This window comes from Bacillus sp. NMCC4 (assembly GCF_002998555.1).
Taxonomy (GTDB): domain Bacteria; phylum Bacillota; class Bacilli; order Bacillales; family Bacillaceae; genus Bacillus.
Genome location: NZ_PVRA01000009.1, coordinates 105191 through 116485 on the forward strand (window position 1 = coordinate 105191; position 11295 = coordinate 116485).

The following is an 11295-nucleotide window of genomic DNA, read 5'->3' on the forward strand; positions in this document are numbered from 1 at the left end:
TAACACAAGGTTTCACTGTAGGACATGAAGCAGCAGAAGCAAGTGGTGTGGTCGTCAAGGTGAAGAGGAAAACAAGTTGAAAACAGATGAGCCATTTTTTCATGAAATCACCTCCGTTCACAATTGTTTGACGGAATGAGATGAGGATAAAAGCATAGAAGTATAGAACACTCTCTATCCAACATAAGACAATCATATCATAATTTTCAAAAAAATGAAAAAATAACTTATAAAAGGACTAAATTATGGTATGGTTAATATGTTCAACAAAAAAAGGGAGGGATTTTTTTTATGAAAAAGGTCATGTCTTCAGTTTTGGTTGGAGCAATTGTCTTAACAGGTGCCGGGGTCACAGCTGCTCCAGTGGAAGCAAAGGAGCAAACAAAAAGTGAAATAACCGTTCAGGCGAGTCGAACTGTCTCAGAAACAAGAACGTATACGACCTCGAACATCCCAGAAAGTATTGTCTATGCAAAGGATGGCTGGGTCGGTATTTTAAAACAAACCTCTATTGAAGAATTAGGATTAGGAAAATACAGAGTCACATTTACTGGAACGGTTGTACGTGATCCGGGATTTAATTAAATAAAACGCAAAGCTGACAGGTGGACAAGCCTGTCAGCTTTTTTCATGAGGATAATAAAGAATCATTTGCAGCCGTACCATTTGTTCTCCGGTTTGTTTATATGCATGCGAACGGTCCGCTTTAAAACGAATGGAGTCGCCGGCCTTTAAGCTGTACTGCTCATCACCAATGGATATATCAAGCGCTCCCTCAAAAACAGTGATCAATTCCTCTGTTCCGCCAATATGTTCATTCGCATGCAGCGACCCGCCAGGATCAATTTCTACTCGGTACACTTCAAATTTTCCCCGGTCATCAAAGGGAAAAGTCGTATACACGCGATATCTCCCGTCATCTTCCGTTAAAATCTGTGCATCTTCCTTGCGTACCACCTTGATTTCAGGCTGTGGTGCGTAAATGAGCTCACTAAAAGACACCTTTAATCCGTTGGCGATTTTCCACAAAGTCGTGATGGTAGGGGTTGATTCTCCTCTTTCAATTTGTCCAATCATGGTTTTACTGACACCAGTTAATTCTGCCATCTTTTCTAGGCTTAATTTTTTTTGATCTCTAAGAAGCCTCACATTTTTAGAAATAATCGATTGTACATCTTCCATGAAAAAACTCCTTTCTCTATTTACTTTATAAAGACCAAACGTTACAATAAAACGTAACATACGTAATAAAGTAATTAAAGTCTTAATAACGCACGAGGGAGGCGGCAACTTGATTCTTTCTATGTTGATCTATGCTTTTGTGAGCAGCTTTACCCCGGGGCCAAACAACATCATGGCCATGGTCTTTACGAATAAGTATGGGGTCAAGCAAACATTTCGATTTTGTTTAGGTGTGGGTATCGGATTTCTCGTCATTTTGTGTTTGAGTTGCTTCTTTAATATCATTCTTTATCAAGTGATGCCGAAAATAGGCTGGGTCATGGCGTTCATCGGAGCCGCATACATGATTTATTTAGCTGTCAAAATCATGAAAAGTAAAGGCGGGGATGACGAAACCCTTGACCGCTACAATCATTTTGTTCCTGGTATGATGCTGCAATTTATCAACCCAAAAGCGATCTTGTATGGGTTGACCGTGATTTCAACCTTTGTTTTGCCATATGGACAATCTAATATGCAGTATGTGATATGGACATTGATTCTCGCACTTATTGGCTTTCTCGGTACATTCAGCTGGAGCCTATTTGGCTCTTTATATAAGCGCTTTTTGACTGCTTACGAAAAACCGTTCCAGTTTGTCATGGGGCTGCTTCTGATATACAGTGCGATTTCAATGGTATGGGGCTATGTGATGTAAGTAGTCAGAAGCTTGGCCTCTGCCTGCCCATCACAACAGTATTGTAATAAAGTCCATCTGCCAGACGTTTATCATTTTTTAATACCCCTTCAATCAGAAAGCCATGGTGCTCATATAACCGAATGGCTTTTTGGTTCGTTTCCAGCACTTGAAGTGACATCTTCTGGATGCCTTGCTGATCAGCCCAGTCAATAGAAGCGGCTAAAAGCTCTTTGCCAATGTGATAGCCCCAGGCATCCTTTTGTATGGCGATGCCAAATGTCACTTTGTGAGCAGAGCGCTTGAGTGAATGTCCCTCACATCTAGAGAAACCGACAATCTCTCCTTCAATATCAGCGACCAAAAATAAATGCCTGCTTTGTTTGGCATCCTCTTGAATCAAAACCTCAAAATCTTTTTCATGAAGAAAGGCTTCGCCTGGTTCACGGTCTAAATATTCTGTTTCACCATCAATTTTCAGTCTGAGAGCTGATAACTGCTTGGCATCGCCAATTGCAGCAGACCGAATACGATAGGTCAAACCACGAACGGTGAATATGTTTTCAGAGATGATCATTGAACAGAGCACCAACCTTTCTTTCCATTATGTCTATCATACCTGAAACGTGTACATTGCAGGTTAAAGCTTTTAAGCCTGTCTTATAGATAAGTATTTTTTAATCCAGCTGACCCTGTCTGGATCTTCATGATTTAGACTGAGAACTTAAATAAGCTTCTCTCACAACTGTTAAAAAGTGGTCAGCGACGGTTGATGTATCATCTTGTCTCCATGAAACATATAAATTTACTTTTGGTGTAGTTTCTTGGATTTTTCTATAAACAACCCCTGCGCGTTTTACGCTTTCTACTGAGGATGGAACCACAGAGATTCCCATTCCTGCAGCAACTAAATTAACAATCGTATGCATTTGAATAGCTTCCTGAACTACGTTTAAACTTATGCTATTTTCCCAAAAGTAGCTGATAATTAAATCATAAAATGCTGCACCTAGATGACGTGGAAACATGATAAATGGTTCATTGGCTAATAAATGAATTGGAACTTTGGGAAATGAAGCTAAAGGATGATTTTCTGGCAAAACCAAGCTTAATGATTCCTCACAACAAATTTCTGAGGTAAGTATCTTATTATTTTGGTTAGAACGAATAAATCCTATTTGAATTTCTTTCTTATATAGTGCTTTTAACTGCTGTTCTGTAGCCATTTCACATAAGACAAGATGGATGTTAGGAAAATTTTCTCGAAACCTTTTAATAATATCGATCACAATATCAGTAGAATCTACGAAACCGATCGTTAACTGACCTATCCTTCCGTCATCTGCAAGTTGTGTTGCTTTAATCGTTCTATCTACTTGAAGAAGCGTACGGCGGGCTTCTTCTAAAAATACTCTCCCCGAATCTGAAAGTTTAACCTGTCTTTTCGTTCTATGAAAAAGCGTAACACCTAACTCTTCTTCTAATTTACGAATTTCTTGACTTAATGGAGGCTGTGCCATTTTAAGACGTTCAGCTGCCCGGCTAAAATTTAGTTCTTCAGCAACCATTATAAAATAACGTATTTGTCTCAGATCCATTTTTTATGCCCCCCCTATAAATTTCATACTTGCTTATTGTGTAAAATGATTACAAAGGATTGTTATTAAACAGTTTTGCGCTTTTTTAATGGAAATATTTTTAATTATATAAAATATATATATATTTATCTGAATATATATATTATACATATTAACGACCTCTTTTTATAATGAAAGTATTCTTTCAAAAGGAGGGCATTGTTATGGAGTATAGTAAACTTGGATCTAGTGGATTAACAATTAGTAAACTTGCTTACGGAAACTGGATTAATCATGGTGGTAAGATAAATGAAGAAACTGCCCATGATTGTGTGAAAGCTGCTCTTGATGTTGGTATTACGACGTTTGATACTGCTGATGTTTATTCAGACACCAAGGCTGAAGAGATACTAGGCAGGTCTTTAAAAGGGATCCGGCGGGAGAGTATTGAACTTTGTACAAAAGTATGTCATCCAACTGGTACTGGGAAAAACGATAGAGGATTATCACGCAAGCATATTTTGGAAAACTGTAATGCCTCTTTGCGACGTTTACAAACGGATTATATTGATATTTACTATGCACACAGGTTTGATCCAACTACACCTCTGGAAGAAACGATGTTAGCTTTCGCAGATCTAGTAAGACAGGGTAAAGTGAACTATATTGGTGTAAGTGAGTGGACAGCAGAACAAATTACTCGAGGGGCAGCGCTTGCACGAGAGCTAAATGTCCCCCTTATCGCCAGCCAACCTCAATACTCCATGTTATGGAGAATCATTGAAAGTGATGTAATACCGACCTGCCAGCGTGAAGGACTTGGCCAGGTAGTATGGTCGCCTTTGGCGCAGGGGATCCTTACTGGAAAGTATCTCCCAGGAAAATCACTTCCGACTAATTCGCGTGCTAACTCATCTGCTGGAAAACCTTTTTTTAAAAACCTTGCTCAACGCTGGATGAATAATAACACCTTAGAGGCGATCCAAAAGCTTAAGCCCGTCGCACAAGAGGTTGATCTTACTCTCGCTCAGCTTGCGATAGCATGGGTACTGCAAAACCAGAACGTTTCTGCAGCAATTATTGGTGCTTCTAGTCCAGAACAGGTGAGGGAGAATGCTTTAGCATCTGAGGTGAAAATTGAAACTGAGATGATGAATCAGATTGACGAAATTCTAGGTGATCTGGTTGAATACGATCAGAGTAAAACAGGTTAAAGCTTTTAAGTCTATCTTATAGATCGTTATTTTTAATCCAGCCGACCTTGGCTGGATTTTCATGTTGCTGTAGTTTCTTGGATCGCACACTCAGATGTTTTGTATCTCTCAAAAAGGCTAAATGAATAGTATCAAACGTGGAGGTGGAACAAATGAGTGAAGAAAAAGGACATATGGATAAAGCGAAAGGAAAAACAAATCAAGCCAAAGGTCAAGTGAAAGAAAAGCTTGGCGAAGCAACAGATCATCAAAATCTGAAATCAGAAGGGAAAAAGGATCAGGCAAAAGGAAAGCTTCAAGATAAAAAAGGGGATTTGAAAAATCACCTCAACCAGTAAATCCGAAAACATGGCACTGCTTCATGTCTCCATCATGACATGTCTTTCATCAATAAAATGAATAGATGTGTGAAAAGAATTGATTATACGCGCTCGCTATCATCATGTAGACTTGAAACAGAAGACATGATTAAGGGAGATGGTTGAGATGAAGCAAGTGTGGGAGAAAGTTGACGAGTATCTCACAGACAAGTTGATTCCTAAAGATGATGTTTTGGAGCAAGCTCTTACTATTAATAAGCAAGCAGGCCTGCCAGAAATTGATGTGTCACCAGCTCAAGGGAAAATGCTTTATTTATTAGCAAAAACCAAGAATGCAAAGCGCATTTTAGAGATCGGGACACTCGGTGGATACAGTACCATTTGGTTGGCGCGTGCTCTTGAAGAGGATGGAGAACTCATCACATTAGAGGCTGTCAGCCACCATGTACAGATTGCGCAGCAAAACATCAGCAGAGCGGGCTTATCGGAACGGGTGAGCATTTTGCTAGGAGAAGCATTGGATACGCTATCTCAGTTAAAAGAGAGGGATGTGCTTCCATTCGATTTGATTTTCATTGATGCAGATAAACCGAACAACCCGAAATATCTAAAGTGGGCGTTACATTTCTCGAAAAAGGGAACAGTCATTATTGCAGACAATGTCGTCAGAAATGGAGCAGTCCTTCATGACTCTGATGGGGATGAACGAGTGCAAGGAACTCGTGAATTTTTCAATTTACTCAAACAAGAGTCAAGAATAGAGGCTACAGCCATTCAAACTGTTGGTGAAAAGGGTTACGATGGATTTGTATACGGAATCGTAAAATGAAACAAAGCTTAACCACATGCGGTTAAGCTTTTTCTTTTAGAAAAACCATCTAGCAGTTCCCATCAGCATGACGCCTACAAGAACAGTAAGTGACAAGCTTTTTGTCCAAATAGCGATCAGTACGGTCGGAACTAAGACAGCAAGGTACATCCAGTGAATGGTGACGCCTGTTGTGGTATGAATGAACAGATGCTCTGCAATCAAAGCTGTAAAGATACAAATGGGAATAAACGATAACCACTTAAGCACCACTTCAGGCAGCTCGATACTTCTTACAAATAAAAAGGGAACGACCCTTGGAATGACGGTTACAATCATACAGCCGAGGATCAGCCATATCATAAAACTGCTGATCATTTATCTGTCACCACCCCAATGGTTGCGACAATCATGGTGGCTAACAGAACAGCCACGTGTGAGGGAACAAAATGAAGCAGAACAAACATTGCAACGACCATATACAAAACAAGTGACAGGCGATGGGTTAACTTACTTTTAGGCACAGTTTGCAAAGAAAGAACCAACAGCGCAGCAAACATAGCGGAAAGGGCAAAATCAAGACCAAGGGCTTCAGGATTTGAAATCCAGTGTCCAAAAATGCCGCCAAGTATACAGGCAGCAATCCAGCACAAATAAGCCGTTATGTTCAGCCCATGCATCCACCGATTATTCAGCTTGCCATGCTGAGCTAATTTATTCATGGCTACGCCAAAGGATTCATCAGTCAGCAATAGACCGAATCCAATGTTTTGTTTCACAGAGTAGCGTGTAAAATGAGGAGCCAGCGTCAGGCTGAGCAATAAATGACGCAGATTCACAATAAATGTAGTGAGAATAATAGCGGAAAGGGGACTTCCAGTGACAAGCAGTGCACAGATAATAAACTGTGAAGCACCTGCATAAATAAAGATTGATAGAAGCGCAATGTCCCATAAGCTCAACTGTGCGCTAATTCCAACAATTCCGAAGGCAAACCCAATACTCATATAACCAAGCAGGGTTGGCACACAATCTTTTATTCCCTCGAGAAATGGTTCATGCTCCGTGCTGGGAATGTGTTTTCTAGCTTCAATATCCAACGACCTCTACTCCTTTTCTGCGTGACCACCTATAGTTTTACTTACTATATGAAAACGAATTCAGCATGTCAATAGCCGCTTATCTTCTATTATATGAAGAAAAAAGGTGCAAAAAGGATTGAAGTCAACCAGAATTTGTTATAAAGTATCAGAAAATAAAAATAATTGGAGTGACGACAAATGCTGTGGAAACCTTTGTTTGAACATGATGTTCCAAATGCCCTCCGTCCATAACGGAGAGTGATCTCCGTTTGTGGATATGGTCATCAAAATATCCAGTAACGGAGGGAAAAAGATGAATGAAAAATATATAGGCGCCCTTTACCTAGCAATCGCTGCAAGTATTTGGGGCGGCATGTACGTTGTTGTCAAAGTAACAGTAGCGGTTGTTCCGCCACTTGAGCTCGTTTGGATGAGATATGCTGTAGCAGGAGTCGTTTTGGTGTTCACCATTTGGCGCTTGGGCTATTCCTTTCGATTAGATAAAAAAGATATCCCACTTATAGTGGTGATTGGGCTGATCGGAAATTTTCTTTCCATCGTGACCCAAGAAATCGGGACGATGTATACGTCTGCACAAATGGGGGCCGTTATCACATCTGCAACACCTGCGTTTATGGTGCTGTTTGCGTTCTTTCTATTAAAAGAAGCCATGACTGTTCGAAAGTGCGCATCCATCCTGCTTGCTACAGCAGGTGTATTGCTCATGATTGGACCAGTCGCAGTGCAAACAGATGAATTTGTTGGCGGTCTTTCATTGATCATCGCTGCTTTAACATGGGCGCTTATGTCTGTTTTGCTAAAACGAGTTCCAGGAAAATACCCTCAGGTGGTGACAACCACATATGCGATCATCATTGCATTCATTGTTTTAACACCGCCAGTATTATTTCGTTTACCTCACCTAGATGTGGAGCAGATGGCAAGGCCAGAGATTTGGGGCGGTATTCTTTATCTAGGCATCATTTCAACAGCTTTAGCATTCTTTTTGTGGAATAGAGGGCTTCAATTGATGGATGCCTCAAGCGGAGGTCTATTCTTTTTCTTTCAACCGATCGTAGGTGCCATTCTTGGCTGGCTGCTTTTGGGAGAAGAAATGGGATTACGCTCATTCATTGGCATTCTATGTATATTTGCAGGGGTCTATACTGTGCTGCGTCAAAAGGAATAAGAGGAGATGTCCCTTGTAAAAGGGGCATCTTCTTTAAAATGGGTAGGTTTGAGAGATTGGAGAGAATGGGGGAAACAGGATGATACAATTTCCGCATTTACAAAAAGGACAAACGATTGGTGTCACAGCACCTTCCTCAGGTGTACAGCCATCTTTGCATGACATGTTTCAGCTCTCATGTGAACGAATGAAAAACAGAGGCTATGATGTCATATGTGGAGAGACGGTATGGCACCAGGAAAAGGCAAAATCAGCGCCTGCCATAGAACGAGCAAACGAGCTTCAGTATATGATGACGTGCGATGAGATTGACCACATCATCCCGCCATGGGGAGGACAGCTTTTGATGGAAGTGCTAGAGCACCTTGATTTCTCAACGATGCACAAAAAGTGGATTCTTGGTTACTCAGATACGAGTGCACTCTTGCTGGCATTTACATTAAAAACAGGCATTGCTACAGCACATGGCCCAAACTTAGTGGATTTACGAGGGGAAGAGTCTGATCAAACGACTGCTATGTGGGAAAAAGTGCTTTCCACAGAAGAGGAGATGGACATTACTCAGTTTTCTTCATATATGTATCAAAAGGAATGGCAGCATGACACCCCGAGTCAACATGTCTTTCATTTAACAGAGCCTACAAGATGGCGCACGGTTCATCCGCAGGAGATGGCGGTGAAGGGGAGACTGATGGGAGGCTGCATTGATATCATACGTCACTTAGCGGGGACACCTTTTGGAGACGTTAAAACTTTTCAGGAAACATTCATAAAAGGTGAACCGATTCTCTGGTACTTCGAAAACTGCGCATTAAATGCTGCAAGTATGAAGAGATCACTTGTTCAATTAAAACTAGCCGGGTGGTTTTACCATTGTTCAGGTATCATGTTTGGGCGAAGTGCAGTTGATGTGCCTGTAGAAGGGTATCATTATCGGGACGTATATGAAGAATTACAAAAGGAATTACAAATCCCCATTTTCTACGATATAGATTGTGGGCATGTCCCGCCACAAATGACGCTGATTAATGGCGCATATGCAGAAGTGCAGCTGCAACCTCAAGGCAAAGCGGTCCTAAAGCAAGCATTTTTATTATAAGAAAAGGAAAGGGGAACCCCTTTCCTTCATATAACATTACATCCCTTTTGTTTCCTCACCTGCTTTTGGAACTTCCCATGCGGACTCACGGAATACTTTTTCCCATTTCGATACGACAATACATGCAACGGCATGCCCTGGAACATTCACACCTGTTCGTGCCATATCCATAATTCGATCAACACCGGCGATAATGGCGACGCCTTCTGCTGGAAGACCTACTGCATGGGCGGTTGCTAAAAGAACGACGAGTGAACCGGATGGCACTGCTGCAATCCCTTTACTCGTTAACACAAGAACAAGCATCATCAAAAGCTGCTGTGACAAACTCATGTCGACACCAAACGCTTGTGCAAGAAACACACAGGAAACCGATAAATATAAACTTGATCCATCACAATTGAGAGAGAGACCAGATGGAATGACAAAGGAGACGATTCTTTTTGGACACCCGTATTTCTCCATTCGTGACATAAGCTGAGGAAGGACAGTTTCTGTACTTGTAGTAGAGAAGGCAACCAAGAACAAATCCCAAATCATTTTTAAAACTTCGAAGTAGTTAAAACGGAAGATCAGTGCGACCAGAGGGAACAAAGCAAAGAGAATAATGAATAATCCTAAAAATACAGTCCCGACAAGCTTCATCATTGGGATTAATAAAACAATGCCATATTGGCCAACGGAAGCAGCCATTAATGCAAGAACTCCAATAGGTGCTGTCACCATGACCATCTGCGTTAGCTTAAACATAATTTGTGCCACTGATTCAAAGAAGGTGAGAACAGGAGCGGATGCTTTACCGATGCCGCTTGCGGCTACACCAAATAATATGGCGAAGAAAATGACAGCAAGTAAATCATTCTGAGCCATGACATCGACGATATTCGTTGGAATGATATCGAGTACCATTTGTTTAAAGTCGACGACTTTCTGCGTATAGCCATCTAATTCACCAATATCTTTCTTAGCTAATTTAGAGAAATCAAGGCCAACGCCAGGCTTTAGAACATTAGCCAGCAATAGACCAATTCCTAGAACGATGGTTGTGATGACCTCAAACCAAATGATCGTCTTTAATCCTAGGCTGCCCATTTTCTTCATACCGCCACTGCCAGCTGCACCAATAACAATGGTAGAGAAAACGATAGGAACAACGATCATTTTAATCAATCTGATGAATCCATCTCCAATTGGCCGCAGTGCCATCCCGAAGTCAGGAAAGAAATGGCCGATAAGAGCTCCTATCACCAAAGCGATCATGATTTGAAAAGCGACGAACTTTTTCATCATCTCCTACCTCCTTTAAATGCTTGGAAAATATTAAGAATTTTCCAATAAATAAAAATTCTATGTGACCATGTTTTGTCCTCCTTTGGATTTAGAAAGATTTTATTTAAGAATCATTAGAATTATGAAGAAAGAGAAGAAAATAGGGCTATTGCATCTCTATTTATCTAAGAAAAAACCACTTCTTAAAAAATATGAAACTTTTTTAGAAAAATGTATTGACCCATTTATGTGATCCATGGTATATTTTTATTCGTCGCTGATGACGTATTTGAAACAAAGACATTCAAACACATGCGACAAACAAATTTTAAAAAGATGTTGACTTGATAAAAACGATATGTTAAGATAATTAAGTCGCCTGATTAAGCGCCCGTAGCTCAATTGGATAGAGCGTTTGACTACGGATCAAAAGGTTAGGGGTTCGACTCCTCTCGGGCGCGCCAATACAAATCACGCGGGTGTAGTTTAGTGGTAAAACCTCAGCCTTCCAAGCTGATGTCGTGAGTTCGATTCTCATCACCCGCTCCATTTTGAAACGTGATCTTTGAAAACTAAACAAGACAAAACGTACCTGTTAATTCGAGTTTTTATAAAAAAATCCTATGAAACATCATAGGTAGTCAGTCAAACGCTGACGAAAAACAAAACTTTGGTTTTGTACTTTTTCGGAGAGTTTGATCCTGGCTCAGGACGAACGCTGGCGGCGTGCCTAATACATGCAAGTCGAGCGAACAGAAGGGAGCTTGCTCCCGGATGTTAGCGGCGGACGGGTGAGTAACACGTGGGTAACCTGCCTGTAAGACTGGGATAACTCCGGGAAACCGGAGCTAATACCGGATAGTTCCTTGAACCGCATGG

At 40.9% G+C, this 11295-nt stretch carries 13 protein-coding genes, 2 tRNA genes and 1 rRNA gene; 10 read left to right on the forward strand and 6 right to left on the reverse strand.

The features are described 5' to 3' along the window. Positions 1-291: 291 nt before the first annotated feature. Positions 292-585, forward strand: coding sequence for a hypothetical protein (locus tag C6Y02_RS16200; RefSeq protein ID WP_034665989.1), 294 nt, complete (start codon positions 292-294; stop codon positions 583-585). Between the two features lie 33 nt (positions 586-618). Here the strand turns inward: C6Y02_RS16200 and C6Y02_RS16205 are convergent, their stop codons facing one another. Then, positions 619-1182 carry a helix-turn-helix domain-containing protein gene (locus C6Y02_RS16205; RefSeq protein ID WP_034665985.1) on the reverse strand — a complete coding sequence of 188 codons (564 nt, stop codon included), beginning with the start codon at positions 1180-1182 and terminating at the stop codon, positions 619-621. A 109-nt stretch (positions 1183-1291) separates the two neighbouring features. Between C6Y02_RS16205 and C6Y02_RS16210 the strand changes: the two genes are divergently transcribed. Beyond that, entirely contained in the window at positions 1292-1879 is a 588-nt protein-coding gene (locus C6Y02_RS16210) for a LysE family transporter (RefSeq protein ID WP_060595624.1), read from the forward strand. 4 nt (positions 1880-1883) lie between these two features. Here the strand turns inward: C6Y02_RS16210 and C6Y02_RS16215 are convergent, their stop codons facing one another. Together C6Y02_RS16215 and C6Y02_RS16220 are read right to left on the reverse strand one after the other, a co-directional pair. Beyond that, the gene (locus C6Y02_RS16215; protein ID WP_106031703.1) at positions 1884-2435 is read right to left on the reverse strand and encodes a GNAT family N-acetyltransferase; all 552 of its coding nucleotides are present in this window, start codon (positions 2433-2435) and stop codon (positions 1884-1886) included. 127 nt (positions 2436-2562) lie between these two features. Further along, positions 2563-3456: a LysR substrate-binding domain-containing protein gene (locus tag C6Y02_RS16220; RefSeq protein WP_066031266.1), complete on the reverse strand. Its 894-nt coding sequence runs from the start codon at positions 3454-3456 to the stop codon at positions 2563-2565. 203 nt (positions 3457-3659) lie between these two features. Here C6Y02_RS16220 and C6Y02_RS16225 point away from each other — a divergent pair, with 203 nt between their 5' ends. The 3 genes from C6Y02_RS16225 to C6Y02_RS16235 all read left to right on the forward strand — a co-directional run bounded on the left by C6Y02_RS16225 (position 3660) and on the right by C6Y02_RS16235 (position 5798). Continuing rightward, the gene (locus C6Y02_RS16225; protein ID WP_060595627.1) at positions 3660-4649 is read left to right on the forward strand and encodes an aldo/keto reductase family protein; all 990 of its coding nucleotides are present in this window, start codon (positions 3660-3662) and stop codon (positions 4647-4649) included. Between the two features lie 152 nt (positions 4650-4801). Then, complete coding sequence (locus tag C6Y02_RS16230) at positions 4802-4987, forward strand: CsbD family protein (RefSeq protein ID WP_060595628.1); 186 nt, start codon at positions 4802-4804, stop codon at positions 4985-4987. 148 nt (positions 4988-5135) lie between these two features. Next, positions 5136-5798 (forward strand): O-methyltransferase, encoded by a 663-nt coding sequence (locus C6Y02_RS16235; RefSeq protein ID WP_060595629.1) that lies wholly within the window; start codon positions 5136-5138, stop codon positions 5796-5798. 36 nt (positions 5799-5834) lie between these two features. On the opposite strand, the gene C6Y02_RS16240 is transcribed toward C6Y02_RS16235, so the two are convergent. Further along, positions 5835-6155 carry an AzlD domain-containing protein gene (locus tag C6Y02_RS16240; RefSeq protein WP_034665961.1) on the reverse strand — a complete coding sequence of 107 codons (321 nt, stop codon included), beginning with the start codon at positions 6153-6155 and terminating at the stop codon, positions 5835-5837. Beyond that, positions 6152-6877 carry an AzlC family ABC transporter permease gene (locus C6Y02_RS16245; protein WP_066031263.1) on the reverse strand — a complete coding sequence of 242 codons (726 nt, stop codon included), beginning with the start codon at positions 6875-6877 and terminating at the stop codon, positions 6152-6154. The genes C6Y02_RS16240 and C6Y02_RS16245 overlap by 4 nt, the downstream gene beginning before the upstream one ends. A 295-nt stretch (positions 6878-7172) precedes the next feature. Between C6Y02_RS16245 and C6Y02_RS16250 the strand changes: the two genes are divergently transcribed. Continuing rightward, positions 7173-8048, forward strand: coding sequence for a DMT family transporter (locus C6Y02_RS16250; RefSeq protein ID WP_106031704.1), 876 nt, complete (start codon positions 7173-7175; stop codon positions 8046-8048). A 79-nt stretch (positions 8049-8127) separates the two neighbouring features. After that, positions 8128-9147 (forward strand): S66 family peptidase, encoded by a 1020-nt coding sequence (locus tag C6Y02_RS16255; RefSeq protein ID WP_106031705.1) that lies wholly within the window; start codon positions 8128-8130, stop codon positions 9145-9147. 36 nt (positions 9148-9183) lie between these two features. On the opposite strand, the gene gltP is transcribed toward C6Y02_RS16255, so the two are convergent. Next, positions 9184-10434: a glutamate-aspartate/proton symporter GltP gene (gene gltP, locus C6Y02_RS16260; RefSeq protein WP_034666069.1), complete on the reverse strand. Its 1251-nt coding sequence runs from the start codon at positions 10432-10434 to the stop codon at positions 9184-9186. A 369-nt stretch (positions 10435-10803) separates the two neighbouring features. Between gltP and C6Y02_RS16265 the strand changes: the two genes are divergently transcribed. The 3 genes from C6Y02_RS16265 to C6Y02_RS16275 all read left to right on the forward strand — a co-directional run. Next, positions 10804-10880: transfer RNA gene (locus C6Y02_RS16265), tRNA-Arg, on the forward strand. An 11-nt stretch (positions 10881-10891) separates the two neighbouring features. Beyond that, positions 10892-10965, forward strand: a tRNA-Gly gene (locus tag C6Y02_RS16270). 134 nt (positions 10966-11099) lie between these two features. Continuing rightward, a 16S ribosomal RNA gene (locus tag C6Y02_RS16275) occupies positions 11100-11295 on the forward strand; the annotation flags it as partial.